Genomic DNA, 14,744 nt, shown 5'->3' on the forward strand with positions numbered 1-14,744 from the left:
ATCTCGATGCCAGACGGCTTCGACGCGGGGGATACCGCATTCGTTCTGATCAGCGCCGCGCTGGTCATGCTGATGACCCCGGGCCTGGCGTTCTTCTACGGCGGCATGGTTCGCGTGAAGAGCGTTCTCAACATGCTGCTGATGAGTTTCATCAGCCTGGGCATCGTCAGCGTGCTCTGGGTGGCCTACGGGTACTCGCTCGCCTTCGGCGACGACGTGGGTGGACGCGGACTCGTCGGTGGCCTGAGCAACGTGGGCATGAGCGGAATCTCCGACACCACGTTGACGGGCAGCATTCCGGTGCTCGCCTTCGCGGTCTTTCAGATGATGTTCGCCGTCATCACGCCGGCGCTCATCAGCGGGGCGATCGCTGACCGTGCCAAGTTCGGCGCGTGGATGCTGTTCGTCGCGCTCTGGGTGACCGTGGTGTATTTCCCGGTGGCCCACTGGGTGTGGCAGGCCGACGGTTGGATCTTCAAGCTCGGCGTGAAGGACTTCGCCGGAGGCACGGCGGTCCACATCAACGCCGGCATGGCCGCCCTCGGCGCGCTCCTCGTCCTCGGCAACCGGGTCGGCTTCCGGCGCGAGTCGATGCGGGCGCACAGCCTGCCGCTCGTGATGCTCGGCTCGGGCCTGCTGTGGTTCGGGTGGTTCGGGTTCAACGCCGGATCCGCCCTCGCCGCCAACGGCACCGCCAGCGTCGCCTTCATGAACACCCAGGTGGCGGCCGGCGCCGGCATGGTCGGATGGCTGGTCTGGGAGCGCGTACGCAAGGGTGGCTTCACCTCCCTGGGCGCCGCGTCGGGCGCGGTCGCCGGCCTGGTTGCCATCACCCCCGCCTGCGCGGTCGTGAACGCCTGGGGTGCGATCGCCATCGGCGTCATCGCCGGTGTCGTCTGCGCCTGGGCCGTCGGCCTCAAGGACCGCTTCGGCTACGACGACTCGCTGGACGTCGTGGCGGTTCACGCGGTCGGTGGTTTCGTCGGCACGCTGCTGATCGGAGTGTTCGACAGCACCGACGGCCTCGTCGCCGGCGCCGGTGCCGGGCAACTGGGGAAGCAGGCGGTCGGCGCCGTCGCCGTCGCCGCGTACTCGGTGGCGCTGACCTGGCTGCTCGTCAAGATCATTGATGTGACGATCGGCTTCCGGGTGCCGCGATCGGACGAGGTCACCGGCATCGACCGAATCCTGCACGCGGAGAGCGCCTACGACTTCGACGCGAGCAGGGGGCAGGCCGACCCTGCCGGCTCGACCGGCGACCGGGCGCAGGACAGGACCGCCCAGCACCCGGTCATGGACGTCGTCAACGGTCCGTACGCCCGCTGACCGACTGCGACGACCACGACGCCGTGGTCCGGACCGGGAGGGTGCGCCATCCTCCCGGTCCGCTGGCGTACGGGCCCACGCCCCGGCCGGCGTAACGTCGGGTGGCGGCGGACGAGATGCCCGGCAGGGTCGTCCTGGCAGCGGTCGCGCGTACCCCGCTAGAATCTGACGCTGACGTGAGAGGTAGGTGCTGTCCGCGTCGCGAAGCCGGGGGAGGGGTCGTGCGGATCGGAGAACTCGCCGCCACCACGGGCGTGTCGGTGCGCGCCCTGCGCTACTACGAGGAGCAGTCGCTGCTGGTCGCCGAGCGCAGCGGTGGCGGCCAGCGTCACTACGACGAAAGTGCGGTCGACCGGGTCCAGCTCATCCAGACGCTGTACGCCGCGGGTCTGTCCAGCCGGACGATCCTGGATCTGCTGCCCTGTGTCGACGCGCAGGTCAACACCCCGCAGTCCCGTGCCCTGCTGAACGCCGAACGCGACCGCATCACCCACCAGATCGGCCAGCTCGTCCAGGTTCGGGATCGACTCGACGCCGTGATCAGCGCCAGCGAGGACCCGGCCGGCGGCTGTGGCTACGCGGACGAGACCCCGCGGTAGTCGCTCGTGGGTCGCTGCTGTCGCAGGACCGTGGGTGGGGCGCCGGCGTTCAGATCGGGGATGCCGTAGAGCTGGTCGAGGACCTGTATCGCGGCCCCGGCGGCGATCACGTCCGCGCCGAGGCTGGAGAGGGTCACGGTCGGGACCAGCCAGTCCGCGCGCCGCACGTCGGTACGGACGGCCTGCTCCACGGCGGCGCGGTAGTGCTCCGCGTGACGCAGCAGGTCCGCCCCGGCGAGGACCACGTGGGCGAGGTCGAGGGTCTGGAGCAGGTTGACGACGCCGATCGCCAGGACGCGGGCGGCGCGCCTGACGTCCCCCTCCTCGGCGGCACGCAGGTGGACGACCTCCAGACAGCCGTGGCGCCCGCAGACGCAGGCGGGCCCGTCCAGGTCGACGACCGTGTGCCCGAACTCGCCGGCGTTGGTGTGCGCGCCCCGGTGGGCAGCGCCGCCCAGCCAGAAACCGCCCCCGATGCCGGATTCGACCATGATGAGCGCGGCGTCGCCGAACGTCGCGCCGTGCCGCCACGCCTCGGCGGTGATCCCGGCCGTCACGTCCTTGTCCAGGTGTACCGGCAGGCGGAGGCGCGCCTCGGCCAGGTCGCGCAGCGGCACATCGTGCCAGTGCCGCAGGCCGTGCGCGTCCCGGACCATCCCGTTGGCGTGGTCGAGCGGGCCGATCATGCCCAGGCCCACGCCCGTCAGCCGGTCCCGCGGCGCGATGTCCCCGGTGATCGTCCCGATGCCGGCGTCCAGGGCGTCGAGGAGTTGCTCCGGGGTGAAGTCGGCAGGCAGCGGGCTGACCGTCGAGTGGCGTACGGCGCCGGCCAGGTCGACCAGGACCAGTCGCAGCGTGCGGCGGGCGACGTGCGCGCCGATCGCGTACCGGCTGTCGGGGACCAGTTCGTAGACGACCGCGGGTTTGCCGATGCCCGGGCGGCGGACGCCGGCGGGACGGATCAGCCCGTCGGCGGTCAGCCGCGCGATGACCTTCGAGACGGCCTGCGGGGTCAGGCCGGTGGCGGTGACGACCGTCGACCGTTCGAACGTGCGCGCCGTACGACCGACGGCCAGCACCTGCGCCTGGTTGTAGCCGCGCAGGAACGTCACGTCCGCTGTGGTACGCGTCATCTCGCCACTCTATTACGCAACGCTGTTGCTAAATTCGCCCGGTGAACGCACTGAGCAGAGGCCAGCGCCTCGCGGCGCTCGTCGCCCTGGCGCTGGGCGGCGTGGCGGTCGGCCTGACGGAGTTCGTGGCGATGGGCCTGCTGCCCGAGATGGCACGCGACCTGCTCGCGCAGGACTACGCCCGCTCCTCCTCGGATGCCGTCGCCCGGGCCGGCTGGATGATCACGGCGTACGCGCTGGGCGTCGTCGTGGGCGCCCCACTGATCGCCGCGCTCAGCGCGCGCCTGCCCCGCCGCAGGCTCGTGCTCGGGCTGCTCGTCCTCTTCGCCGCCGGCACGGTCGCCTCGGCGACCGCCCCGAACTTCGAGCTGGTGCTTGTCGCGCGGTTCGTCGCCGCGCTGCCGCACGGCGCGTACTTCGGCGCGGCCGGCCTGCTCGCCGCGACCCTGATGGGCCCCGGCAACGAGGCCCGGGGCTTCGCCACCGTGCTCGGTGGCCTGACCGTGAGCAACGTGGTGGGCGTACCGCTGATCACCCGGCTCGGGCAGACGGTCGGCTGGCGTACGGCGTACCTGGTCATCGCCGGTGTCTTCCTGCTCACGCTGCTGGCCGTGCTGGCGGTCGTGCCGGAGGTGGCCGCCGCGGCGGACGGCTCGCCGGCCGCCGAGCTGCGGGCGCTGCGGACCTCGCAGGTCTGGCTGGTCGCGGCCACCGGGGCGATCGGCTTCGCCGGCTTCTTCGCGGTCGACTCGTACATCGCGCCGGTCACCACCGACGTCGCCGGCCTCCCCGCCGCGACCGTGCCCTGGGTGCTGGTCGCGGTGGGCCTGGGCATGACCGTCGGCAACGCCCTGGGCGGCTGGCTCGCCGACCGGGACCTGCGTCGCAGCATGATGATCGGCTTTATGGCGATGATCGCCAGCATCGGCGTCTTCAGTCTCGTCGCGTCGAACCGGGTGGGTCTGTTCGTGGGCGCGTTCCTGGTCGGCGCGACGAGTCTCTACCTCGGTCCGGTCCTCCAGGCACGCCTCATCACGGTCGCCCCCGGCGCCCAGTTGATGGGCGCGGCGGTCAACCAGTCCGCCATGAACATCGCGAACAGCCTGGGCGCGGCCCTGGGCAGCGTCGGCATCGCCGCCGGGCTGGGCTACCTCGCGCCGGCCCGGGTGGGACTGGTCCTGGCGGTCGTCGGGCTGGGCATCGGAATCGTCAGCTACGCCGGGCGTCGACGGGACCGGGAGCCGGCCGCCGTCGCGGGCTGACCACCGTCGGTGTCGGTCAGGCGACCGACGAGGCGAGGAGGTCGCCGACGACGGCGCGTACCGGGTCGGGGTTCGACCAGGAGGCGGCCAGGCCAACCCCGAGCAGGGTACGACGGGCGACGGGCATGCCGGGAATGCTGACAGACCCCAACTGCGTGCGCCGGGCTCACTCAGCCGTACGCTGGCCTCGTCCAGCGTTCTGGCCGGTTTCCGACACCCGTGCGGGCCGTACGGGCGACCGTCGTCGCCTGTGCAACGATCGTCGGGCATCCTGTCGAACGGCCGGCGCCGCCGGTCTGCCCGTGCGGCAGACCCGGGGGAGGGTGCCCTGCCTCGTACTCCTTTGGAGAGCACCATGTCCCTCTCCCCGGTTCGGGTCTTCGCCGCGTTGAACGCGGTGCGGCCTCCCGAGCAGCCAACCCCGGTCCTGGGCAAGGCGGTGGTGGTCGGCGGCAGCGTCGCCGGCCTGCTGGCCGCCCGGGTCCTGTCCGACCACGCCGAGAGCGTGATCCTCATCGACCGGGACGACCCGCAGGTCAGCGGCGCACGGCCCGGCGTGCCCCAGGGCACCCAACTGCACGCGCTGCTGCCCGGCGGCCTGCACCAGTTGGAGCAGTTGTTTCCCGGGTTCCGCCAGCAGGCGTTGGCCCACGGCGCGGTCGAGGCGCCCCCCGCCACCCGGCGCAGTTACCTCGACGGTCGCCGCAAGGTGGTCGTCCCCGACGACGACGACAGCCTGGCCGGGAGCCGGCCGCTGCTGGAGGGGCTGATCCGCCGGCAGGTGCTCCGACTGCCCAACGTCAAGACGGTCACGGCCCGCGCCACCGGGCTCGTGATCGAGGGCGACGCGGTCACCGGCGTGCGCTGTGAGGTCAACGGGGTGGCCGGCGTCGAGGGCGGCGACCTGGTGGTCGATGCCATGGGCCGGTCCAGCCGGCTCTCCGACTGGCTGGAGCAGGCCGGCTGGGAGCGGCCCGCCACCCGTCGGATGCCCGTGCACCTCAACTACGCCACCGCGCTGTTCCGACGGCCGGAGCAGACCCCGCAGGCGCGCGTCGTCATGGCCCTGCACACCCCACGGACCATGACGGACGTCGCCGGCGCCGCCTTCTTCGCCATCGAGGACGGCCGCTGGATGGCGATGATGGCCGGCTACGGCGACGACCGGCCCGGACGCACCGCGCAGGACTTCGTCCGGCGGCTGCGCGAGCAGTTCCCACCCGAGTTCGGCGAGGTCGCCGACCAGGAGATGCTCGGTGACGTCCAGACCTACCACCACGCCGACAGCCGGCGACGGGACTTCCACGCGCTGCGGCGTTTCCCGGCCCGGCTCGTCAGCGTCGGCGACGCCGTCGCGTCGTTCAACCCGGTCTACGGGCAGGGGATGACGGCGGCGGCCCTGCACGCGGCCTGCCTGTCGGCGTACCTGCGCTCCGGCCCGGACCTGAACGCCCCCGCCCGGCACTTCCTCGACCTGCAGAAGGTCGTGGTCGACGCCGCGTGGTCGACGTCGACCTCCGCCGACCTGGCGCTGCCGCACGTGAACGGGCCCTACCCGCGCGGCTACCGGGTCACGAGCTGGGTGAGTCGGCAGATCCTCACGGCGACGGTCACGGACGTGGCGATCGCCCGCCGCTTCAACGAGGTCGTGTCCATGCGCGAGCACCCGCTGTCACTGGCCACCCCCGGCGTGATCCTGGGCGCGGTGCGCGCCAACCGGCGGGCGGGCTGACGGACGCGCCCCGCCGCCCGTCAGACGCCTGACGGGCGGCGGGAGGCGCCGACTACTGCGCGGCCCCGCGCAGGATCTCGACGACGAAGCGGTGGTCGTCGAGCTGCGGAAGCCCCGAGACGCCCATCCAGCCCACCACGCCGGTGCCGCGCACGCGCAGCGGCAGCGCCCCGCCGGCGGCGGCGTAGCGGGCGGCCGGCAGGCCGTACCGCTCGGTCAGCGTCACGTTCTTGTCCCGGCAGAGTCGGGCCACGTAGAGCGACGAATGCTCGAACCGCATCACCACGCGTCCCTTGCGGCGCAGCCAGGCGTCGTTGTCCTGCGTCGAGCCGGGCAGGCCACAGTGGAACAGCTGACGCCCGGCCCGCCACACGCCCACCGCGACCGGCAGCGCCCGCTCGCGTGCGGCGGCCACGGCGCGCATCCCCAGCTCGTACGCGTCGGTCTCGGACAGGCCGGCGCGTTCCAGCTCCGTCTCCTCGCGCAGCAGCTCGTCCAGGGTCGGCCAGGAATCGTGGTCGGATGGCATGGGTGTCTCCTCGTCGTTTACCAGGCGCACGGCGCGTAGTCCTTCAGGAAGCAGCCGTACAGGTCCTCGCCCTGCTCGCCGCGCACGATCGGGTCGTACACCCGGGCCGCGCCGTCGACCAGGTCGAGCGGGGCATGGAACCCCTCGTCGGCCAGCCGCATCTTCGTCGGGTGCGGCCGCTCGTCGGTGATCCAACCCGTGTCGACGCTGGTCATCAGGATGCCGTCGGTCAGCATCTCCTGGGCGCTGGTGCGGGTCAGCATGTTCAACGCGGCCTTGGCCATGTTGGTGTGCGGGTGTCCGGGACCCTTGTAGCCGCGACCGAACTGACCCTCCATGGCCGAGACGTTCACCACGTACTTGCGGCGGGCCGGCGCGGCGGCCATCGCCGGACGCAGCCGGCTGACCAGCACGAACGGCGCGGTCACGTTGCACAACTGCACTTCCAGCAGCTCGACCGGGTCGACCTCCTGCACCCGCTGCACCCAGCTGTTGACCGGGTCGAGGTCCGGCACGAGACCGCCGGCGTCGATGGCGGTGGACGCCGCGATCCGCTCCGGCGAGGCGGAACCGCTTGTCAACGCCAGTGCGGTGAGTGCGTGCGGCGTGAGGGCGGGCGGCTCCGACCCGTTGGTGAGGCTCCCGGCCGAGCCAGTCGGTTTGGCGAACGTGATCAGCTCCGGCAGCGGACCCTCCGGCAGGGCCGCGGCCTCCGCGGCGACCAGCTGGGCGTACGCCCCGCGGGAGCGGCGCACGGTCTGCGCCGCGTTGTTGATCAGGATGTCGAGGGGGCCCTGGCTGCTGACCGAGTCGGCGAGGGCGATCACCTGCGCCGGGTCGCGCAGGTCGATGCCGACGATCCGCAGCCGGTGCAGCCAGTCCGCGCTGTCCGGCATCGCGGCGAACCGGCGGACCGCGTCGTGCGGGAACCGCGTGGTCACCGTCGTGTGGGCGCCGTCGCGCAACAGCCGCAGCGCGATGTACATGCCGATCTTCGCCCGCCCGCCGGTGAGCAGCGCGCGCCGGCCGGTCAGGTCGGTACGGGCGTCGCGGCGTTCCCGGTTCAGCGCGGCGCAGGACGGGCAGAGCTGGTGGTAGAAGGCGTCCACCTCGCGGTAGCGCTGCTTGCAGATGTAGCAGCCGCGCGGGTTGTGCAGGAATCCCGCCGTCGCGCCGGCGGTGGGCGAGGCAAGGGGGATGCCCTGGGTCTCGTCGTCGATCCGGCCCGGGGCGCCGGTGGCCGTGGCCTCCGTCACCGCCCGGTCGGCGGCCAGGATGGCGTCGCGCCGCTCCTCACGCCGCCGCTGCTTGATCACCTTGTAGAGCCTCGCGGTGGCCCGCTGCACCCGCACCACGTCGGGGTGGTCGGGCGGAAGGGCCTCCAACGCCTCGAAGACGCTCAGGCAGGTCTCCAGCCGGCTCCGGTCGATACCGTCCTGAGCGTTGTCGGGAATGTTGTCCACCGTCATGCGTCGTTGTCTCGTCCCGTTTCCTGTGCCGGATTTCCCCGGCCCACCCCAAGTCCGACCCGAAACTGTACGCACCACTGCGTCGAGGACGCACCCCACGCCGTCGGGCACCCCACGGCGCGTGGCAGCCGTGGGGGATGCTGGTGCCGTGCAGATCACGATCCTCGGCCCCCTCGCCGTCGACGGCCGGCCGGTCCGGGGCGAGCGGCTGGCCGCGGTGCTCCGCGCGCTCGTCGACGCGCGTGGCCGGGCGGTCTCCACCAGCCTGCTCGTGGAAGCGGTGTGGGACGGCGCCCCGCCGGACGACGCGACCGGCGCCGTGCAGGCGCTCGTGTCCCGCGTCCGCCGCCTCGGGCTGCCCGTGGTGGCCGTGCCGGGGGGATACCGCCTGCCCGCCGAGGAGGCCACCGTCGACGCGGTCGAGGCACGGGCGCTCGTCGAGGGCGGTCGGGTCGCCCTGCGCGGCGGTGACGCGCGCGCGGCCCGCGACGCGGCCGATCGGGCCCGTGCCCTGTTCCCCGAGGTCCCGGAGCTCGCCGGCGCGGACGACGCGCGCCTGTTCGCCGACGTCGCCGCGCTTCGAGCCGAGGCGGCGCTCGCCGGCGCGGGGCCGTACGACGAGACCGACCTGCGCCGGCTGGCCGCGCGGACGCCCCCGGACGAGGTGTCCGCCGCCCTGCTCGTGCGGGTGCTCGCCGCCCAGGGGCGGGAGGCGGAGGCGCTGGAGGTGGTCGAACGTCTCCGCGACGACCTGGCCGACCGCTACGGCACCGACCCGTCCCCGGTGGTCGCACAGGTCCACCTGGCGCTGCTGCGCGGGGAACTCGCCGCGCCGGCCGTCGTCGCGCCACCCCGCCCGCCGGCCCGGGTCGTCCTGCCCGCCGCGTGGCGTCGGCCGATGACCGCCCTGGTGGGCCGCGAGCGGGACGTCGAGGCCCTGGACGCGGCGCTCGACGAGTCGGCCCTGGTGACGATCGTGGCGACCGGCGGCGCGGGCAAGACCCGCCTCGCGGCCGAGGTGACGCGGCGCGCCGCGGCGTCCGGACGGGCGGTACGGGTGGTCGAACTGGCCGGTCTGCGCTCGCCCGACGAGGTCCTGCCCACGGTGCTCGCGGCGCTCGGCGGCGGGGACACCTCGTCCACGGGCGGCAACCTGGGCCTCGAACGCCGGGTGCTCAGCCCCGAGGAGCGCCTGCGCGCCGTCGCGCCGGACCTCGACGGCCTGGTCGTGCTGGACAACTGCGAGCACGTCCTCGACGCGGTCGCCACCGTCGTCGCCGACCTGCTCGCGGTGACCTCCCCGGAGGTCATGGTGCTCGCGACCAGTCGGGCCCCGCTGGGCCTGGCCGGCGAACGGGTCCACCGACTGACCGCACTGCCCGACCCCGACGCGCTCGGGCTGGTCGAATCCCGGGCACGGGCCGGCGGCGCGGTGCCGACCTGGGACACCGTCCGGGTTCTGGCGCTGTGCAACCGGCTCGACAACCTGCCGCTGGCCCTCGAACTGGCCGCCGCGCGTCTGCGGCACATGCCGATCGACGACGTGCTCGCCGGGCTGACCGACCGATTCGCACTGCTCGACGACGCGCTGCGGGGCCTGCCGGAACGCCACGCGAGCCTGTGGGCGATGGTCGACTGGAGCCGTGAACTGCTCGCCCCCGACGACCAGGCGCTGCTGGAACGGGTCGCGGTCATCCCCGCGCCGTTCACCGCGGACCTCGCCGCCGCTGTCGCGCGGACCCCGGACGTACGGCGGGGTCTGGCGAGGCTCGTCGAACAGTCGCTGCTGACCCTGGTGGAGGGGGACGGGCCTCCGCGCTACCGGATGTTGGAGACCGTGCGCGAGTACGGGGAGGCCCGGCTGGACGCGGCCGGCGACCGGGACGCGGCGATGGCCGGCCTGCTCGACTGGGCCCGGCGCGAGGCGGCGACGATCGCCGGCCGGTTCATCGGGCCGGGCCAGGTCGAGGCGCTCGACCGCTGCGCCGCCGAGCAGGACAACCTGGTGGCGGGCATGCGGTGGGCGCTCGCGGCGGACGACGAGCCGGCCGCCGTCGACGTGGCCACCGCGCTGCTGCACCTCTGGACGGTGCGCGGCCTGCACCTCGAAGTCCTGGCCTGGGCACGCCTACTGCTGCACGCGGACGACCCGCGGCGGCGCGGACGGTCGGCGATCGTCGGTGGCCGGGCCAGCGGCCGACCGCTGCCCGACGGTGACCGGCTCGCCTGGACGTGCCTGCTGATCGGCGTGAACGCCGGCATCAGCGCCGACCTGCGGCCGGCCGTGCTCGCCCGGCGGGCCCTGCGCACCCTCCTGGGCGAACGGCCCGCCGAGGTCTCCCCGAGGATGACCGCGCTCGCGTCGGCGTTGCCCGGCTTCGACGCGTCCGACGTTGCGGAGAGCCTGAAGAGCGCGGACGAACTGGTCGCCCACCCGGACCCGTACGTGCAGGGGCTCGGGCTGTTCGCGCGCGCGGCGGTACGGGAGAACGGCGGCCTGCCGGAGTCGTCGATCGAGGACGCCGAGCAGGCGTACCACCGCTTCGAGGTCGCCGGTGACCACTGGGGCATGGCGATGGCGGCGGGCGCCGTGGGGCAGTTCCTGCTGCCCGGACGGGAGGAACGTTCGGCCGAGTGGCTGACGCGCAGCGTCCGGCACATGGAGATGGTCGGTGCCCAGCAGGACGCGCGGTCGGTGCGGGTACGCCTCGAGGTGCACCTCGCCCTGACCGGTGACGAGGAGGCGGAGCGGCGCCTGGCGGAGATGGTCGGCTCGGGTCAGGCCGAGCAGGTGGACGTCGCGCAGGCGCTGCTCGGTCTGGCCCAGGTCGCCTGGCGGCGCGAGCGGTACGACGAGGCGCTCGCCCGCGCCGACGAGGTGAGCCGTACCCTCGTGGACTGGACCGGACCGCCGCCGCAGCCGCGGGTGATGCTGCGGACCGCGGCTGCGGTGCTCTACCTGCGGGTGGCCCACGCCCGGGGGGACACCGGCGGCGAGGCCGACGCCCGCGCCGCGTCGCTGCTGGCTTCCGCCCGCGAGGACGCGCTCACGTCGCGGGACCTGCCGGTGATCGGCGCGTGGGCGTCGGGCGGGGCGGAACTCGCCGCCCACCGGGGTGACGTGGAGACCGCCCGTGAACTGGCCGCGATCGGTCGGCGGATCGGCACCCACATGGAGATGTTCCTGCCGGCCGGGGAGGGCGAACGGCTCAACGCCGCTCTCGGGGACGAGAGTCGGCGTGAGCCGTTGCTGGCCGCGTGGCGCGAGCGCCCCGTCGCCGTCGCGGTCGCCCGCATCCGCGAGCTGATGGACGATCTGCTCTAGCTAGACCTTCCTGCGGTAGGCGCGCAGGGCCATCGGCATGAACACCGCCACGAAGCCCGCGCACCAGGCGAGGGTCCACCACACGTGCCCGTCGAGCGGGGTGCCGAGGAACAGTCCGCGGACCGAGGCCACCAGGTGGGTCATCGGGTTGACCTTCACGAAGGCCTGCATCCAGCCGGGCAGGGTGTCGGTGCCCACGAACACGTTCGACCCGAAGCTCAGCGGCATGATGAGCGCGAACATCAGGCCCTGCACCGCGCCCGGGGTGCGCACCTTCATCGACACCCAGACCGGCAGCCAGCTCAGGCAGAGCGCGAACAGCACCGCGAGCACGCAGCCGGCGATGGCCCGGAACGGGTCGGTGTCGATCCGGAAACCCATCAGGTAGCCGATCGCGAGGGTCGAGACCGTGACGATCACGTACCGGACGACGTCGCCGAGGACCGCGCCGACCAGCGGTGCGGAGCGGGGGACCGGCAGTGACCGGAACCGGTCGAAGATGCCCTTGGCGATGTCGGTGTTGAGGTTCACGCCGATCGCGATCGCCCCGGTAGCGATGGTCTGCGCCAGGATGCCGGGCAGCAGGAACTGCAGGTAGTCATGGGTGGAGCCGGCGACCGCGCCGCCGAAGATGTAGACGAAGATGACCAGGAACAGCACCGGTTGCAGCGTGACGTCGATCAGCGCCTCGGGCGTACGCCAGGTCTTGATGAGGCTGCGCTTGGCGAGCGCCAGCGAGTGCCGCACGAGCGGGAACGGTCGTGGGCTCACCGGTGCCGTCGACAGCGCCGGGCCGGTGGTGGGTGGTGCGCCCAACAGGGTGCTCATGCCGCTACCTCCGTACGGGAAGTGGTGTCGTCCTCGGATGCCGTACGCCCGGTGAGGGTGAAGAACACCTCGTCGAGGCTCGGCAGGTGCAGGGAGAGTTCGGTGACGGCGATGTCGGCGGCGGCCAGACGCGCGACGCTCTCGGTCAACGCTCTGTCGTCGGTGACCGGCACGGCGAGGACGCCCTTGCGGATCTCGTCGGCCTGCCCGCCCGAGCCGACCTCGGTCAGGATCGCGGCGGTCCGGGGAAGCTGCGCCGGATCGGACGGCCGGACCTCGAGGGTCTGCCCGCCGACGATCCGCTTGAGCCCGTCGGGCGTGTCGTGCGCGATGACCCGGCCGTGGTCGATCACGGTGATCGCGTCGGCCAGCGCGTCGGCCTCCTCCAGGTACTGCGTGGTGAGCAGCACCGTCGAGCCGTTGGTCACCAGCGACCGGACCACGTCCCACATGTCCTCGCGCTTGGCCGGGTCCAGCCCGGTCGTCGGCTCGTCCAGGAAGATCACCTCCGGCGAGCCGACGAGGCTGGCGGCCAGGTCGAGCCGCCGCCGCATGCCCCCGGAGTACGTCTTGGCGGGCCGGTTGGCGGCCTCGGTCAGGTCGAACCAGTCGAGCAGTTCGGCGGCCCGCCGCCGGGCGCCGGCGCGACCGAGGTCCAGCAGCGTGCCGAACAGCTCCAGGTTCTGCCGTCCGGTCAGGTCCTCGTCGACCGAGGCGTACTGGCCGGTGAGGCCGATCCGCTGCCGGACCCGTCCGGCGTCGCGGACGACGTCGAAGCCGCCGATGCGGGCGCTTCCGGCGTCCGGGGTCAGCAGGGTGGAGAGGATGCGGACGGCGGTGGTCTTGCCGGCGCCGTTGGGGCCGAGCACCCCGAGCACCGTTCCCCGGGGTACGGCGAGGTCGACGCCCTGCAGCGCCCTCGTCTTCCCGAAGGTCTTGACGAGGCCCTCGGCCTCGATCACCAGATCGCTTGTCATGCCGACCAGCGTGCGCCGAGCGCCTGACACGGCTCCGACACGCCGCTGACAGCCCCGCCGACGGGGGCTGACACGGTGCCGGCGCGAGGGGCGGCCGTGGGCGTGGGGGCCGCGATATGCTGGCGGCGGCAGAGCGCCTGCCCGCGCCCGACGTGGCGGCCCACGCCCGACCACGTGCCCGGGGCCAAGAGTCGCCGACTCCGCGCGGTCGTGTCGACTCTCGGCGTGCCTGTCACGCCGTTCGCTCCGTGGAGCGCGTGGGGCTGCACCGGAGGCGTCATGTCCGATCACCCGTCCCGCCGTACCCCCGTCGCGGGCCGCGCCCGCAGGCGCGCCATCCGGGAGCAGGCCGCTCGCGGCGGCGTCGCCTACTCGGTGGCTGCCCGGCAACTCGCCTCGGCCGGTCTGAAGCCCGGCGAAACCCTCGCCACGTACGGCCGGACGATCTATCCGACCGGCGCCGATCCGCACCGTCAGGCCCTCGTCGACCACCGCGAACGGCGTTCGTTCGGCGAGCGGGTGGCAGACACGCGCCGCGCGGCGACCCTGCCGGAGGGCCGCGCCGCGCACCTCGTCGACCGTTTCCCGCCCAGCCGTGGGCCGGCCGGCTCCGGCGTCGGTCCGCTTTACCACGGCGACGGTCGGCAGGAGCTGCTCGCCATGCTGTACCTCGTGGTCGCGGCCGAGTCGCCGGGGTTGCTGCCCGAGGTGGGGGACGTCGCCTGGATCGCGGAGCTGGGCGAGGAGACGGCGGTCGACACGGCCTGCGCCGATGCCGACCGTGAGGCCCGCCGGCTGCTCGACCGGACGCCGACGCGGCTCTGGCCGGCGATCGAGGAGGCGTTGGCCGTCGTCAAGGCCGGCGTCGACGGGCAGCTCCGGCACGCGGCGGAACGCCAGGCCGCGCTGCTGCGCACCATGATGACGCCGCGCCTGGGGTACGGGCACGAGCCGTACGTGCCGGGACTGCCGACCGCCGGCGTAGGGCAGATCCTGGACGCGCTGCTCGTCGTGGCTGACGACGGGCATGCTCCGGGCACCCGGGTACGACGTGTCGCGGGGGCGGACGACGCGCGACTGGCCACGATCGTCGGGGCGCGGTGGGGGTCGGCAGGGCCACCGGTGGGCTACGTCGTCTGGCCCGACGGCGCGACGGCGTCCGTGTCCGTCCCGGCCGACGACCTGGTGGTGCTGGCCGGGCAGGAGTCCGTTCCGCGCTGAGCCGACGGGTCGACGGTCCGGAATCCGGGGGTTGGTGCGGTCGCCGGCCGCTGCCATAATGAGCGTGGCGCCCGTCGATGTCCGTGGGCCCGGGGGAAGCCCTCCGCAAGGCGCGGATGGTGGGGGTCGAAACCCGGAGGCCGCGATGGACCTTGTCCTCGACGCTACCGCCCTCTCCAGCCTGGTCGACCTGCTCGGCGCGGTGCTGCAACTGGCCGCCGCGGTGGTCAGCCTCGTGGCGGTCGCCAGCGCTCGCGGGCGTCGCCGGCGGCGGGACCGCGACGTGTAGCGATCCATAACCCCCGGGGTACGACCCAGAGGGGATGACCCGCCGCATCCGTGT

At 73.4% G+C, this 14,744-nt stretch carries 12 protein-coding genes; 7 read left to right on the forward strand and 5 right to left on the reverse strand.

Annotated elements, in window-relative coordinates; genetic code table 11:
* The first annotated feature begins 6 nt into the window (after positions 1-6).
* Together ACTFTM_RS13420 and ACTFTM_RS13425 are read left to right on the forward strand one after the other, a co-directional pair.
* On the forward strand, positions 7-1,326 hold the full coding sequence (locus ACTFTM_RS13420) for an ammonium transporter (protein WP_449566097.1): 1,320 nt from the start codon (positions 7-9) through the stop codon (positions 1,324-1,326).
* A gap of 221 nt (positions 1,327-1,547) precedes the next feature.
* The gene (locus ACTFTM_RS13425) at positions 1,548-1,925 is read left to right on the forward strand and encodes a MerR family transcriptional regulator (RefSeq protein WP_449566098.1); all 378 of its coding nucleotides are present in this window, start codon (positions 1,548-1,550) and stop codon (positions 1,923-1,925) included.
* Here ACTFTM_RS13425 and ACTFTM_RS13430 read toward each other — a convergent pair.
* Entirely contained in the window at positions 1,901-3,058 is a 1,158-nt protein-coding gene (locus tag ACTFTM_RS13430) for an ROK family protein (RefSeq protein ID WP_449566099.1), read from the reverse strand. The two genes, ACTFTM_RS13425 and ACTFTM_RS13430, sit on opposite strands and share 25 nt — an antisense overlap.
* A gap of 41 nt (positions 3,059-3,099) precedes the next feature.
* Here ACTFTM_RS13430 and ACTFTM_RS13435 point away from each other — a divergent pair, with 41 nt between their 5' ends.
* Positions 3,100-4,320, forward strand: a complete 1,221-nt coding sequence (locus tag ACTFTM_RS13435; RefSeq protein WP_449566100.1) for an MFS transporter — start codon at positions 3,100-3,102, stop codon at positions 4,318-4,320.
* 355 nt (positions 4,321-4,675) lie between these two features.
* Complete coding sequence (locus ACTFTM_RS13440; RefSeq protein ID WP_449566101.1) at positions 4,676-6,052, forward strand: FAD-dependent oxidoreductase; 1,377 nt, start codon at positions 4,676-4,678, stop codon at positions 6,050-6,052.
* 52 nt (positions 6,053-6,104) lie between these two features.
* Here the strand turns inward: ACTFTM_RS13440 and ACTFTM_RS13445 are convergent, their stop codons facing one another.
* Positions 6,105-6,581, reverse strand: coding sequence for a heme-degrading domain-containing protein (locus ACTFTM_RS13445; RefSeq protein WP_449566102.1), 477 nt, complete (start codon positions 6,579-6,581; stop codon positions 6,105-6,107).
* A gap of 17 nt (positions 6,582-6,598) precedes the next feature.
* Positions 6,599-8,050 (reverse strand): SDR family NAD(P)-dependent oxidoreductase, encoded by a 1,452-nt coding sequence (locus ACTFTM_RS13450; protein ID WP_449566103.1) that lies wholly within the window; start codon positions 8,048-8,050, stop codon positions 6,599-6,601.
* Between the two features lie 148 nt (positions 8,051-8,198).
* Between ACTFTM_RS13450 and ACTFTM_RS13455 the strand changes: the two genes are divergently transcribed.
* Positions 8,199-11,375 carry a BTAD domain-containing putative transcriptional regulator gene (locus ACTFTM_RS13455; protein WP_449566104.1) on the forward strand — a complete coding sequence of 1,059 codons (3,177 nt, stop codon included), beginning with the start codon at positions 8,199-8,201 and terminating at the stop codon, positions 11,373-11,375.
* Here ACTFTM_RS13455 and ACTFTM_RS13460 read toward each other — a convergent pair whose 3' ends face one another.
* Together ACTFTM_RS13460 and ACTFTM_RS13465 are read right to left on the reverse strand one after the other, a co-directional pair.
* A complete protein-coding gene (locus tag ACTFTM_RS13460) occupies positions 11,376-12,203 on the reverse strand; it encodes an ABC transporter permease (protein WP_449566105.1) in 828 nt (275 codons plus the stop codon).
* Positions 12,200-13,180 carry an ATP-binding cassette domain-containing protein gene (locus tag ACTFTM_RS13465; protein ID WP_449566106.1) on the reverse strand — a complete coding sequence of 327 codons (981 nt, stop codon included), beginning with the start codon at positions 13,178-13,180 and terminating at the stop codon, positions 12,200-12,202. The genes ACTFTM_RS13460 and ACTFTM_RS13465 overlap by 4 nt, the downstream gene beginning before the upstream one ends.
* 279 nt (positions 13,181-13,459) lie before the next feature.
* Here ACTFTM_RS13465 and ACTFTM_RS13470 point away from each other — a divergent pair, with 279 nt between their 5' ends.
* A complete protein-coding gene (locus ACTFTM_RS13470; protein WP_449566107.1) occupies positions 13,460-14,401 on the forward strand; it encodes a hypothetical protein in 942 nt (313 codons plus the stop codon).
* Positions 14,402-14,546: 145 nt separating this feature from the next.
* Positions 14,547-14,690, forward strand: a complete 144-nt coding sequence (locus ACTFTM_RS13475) for a hypothetical protein (protein WP_449566108.1) — start codon at positions 14,547-14,549, stop codon at positions 14,688-14,690.
* The last annotated feature ends 54 nt before the right edge of the window (positions 14,691-14,744 follow it).

The organism is Micromonospora sp. RB23 (genome assembly GCF_053585025.1).

Coding starts and splice junctions, on each gene's coding strand:
- ACTFTM_RS13470 (WP_449566107.1), top strand. CDS start 13,460: ATGTCCGATCACCCGTCCCGCCGTACCCCCGTCGCGGGCCGCGCCCGC.
- ACTFTM_RS13420 (WP_449566097.1), top strand. CDS start 7: ATGCCAGACGGCTTCGACGCGGGGGATACCGCATTCGTTCTGATCAGC.
- ACTFTM_RS13460 (WP_449566105.1), bottom strand. CDS start 12,203: ATGAGCACCCTGTTGGGCGCACCACCCACCACCGGCCCGGCGCTGTCG.
- ACTFTM_RS13450 (WP_449566103.1), bottom strand. CDS start 8,050: ATGACGGTGGACAACATTCCCGACAACGCTCAGGACGGTATCGACCGG.
- ACTFTM_RS13440 (WP_449566101.1), top strand. CDS start 4,676: ATGTCCCTCTCCCCGGTTCGGGTCTTCGCCGCGTTGAACGCGGTGCGG.
- ACTFTM_RS13445 (WP_449566102.1), bottom strand. CDS start 6,581: ATGCCATCCGACCACGATTCCTGGCCGACCCTGGACGAGCTGCTGCGC.
- ACTFTM_RS13465 (WP_449566106.1), bottom strand. CDS start 13,180: ATGACAAGCGATCTGGTGATCGAGGCCGAGGGCCTCGTCAAGACCTTC.
- ACTFTM_RS13430 (WP_449566099.1), bottom strand. CDS start 3,058: ATGACGCGTACCACAGCGGACGTGACGTTCCTGCGCGGCTACAACCAG.
- ACTFTM_RS13475 (WP_449566108.1), top strand. CDS start 14,547: ATGGACCTTGTCCTCGACGCTACCGCCCTCTCCAGCCTGGTCGACCTG.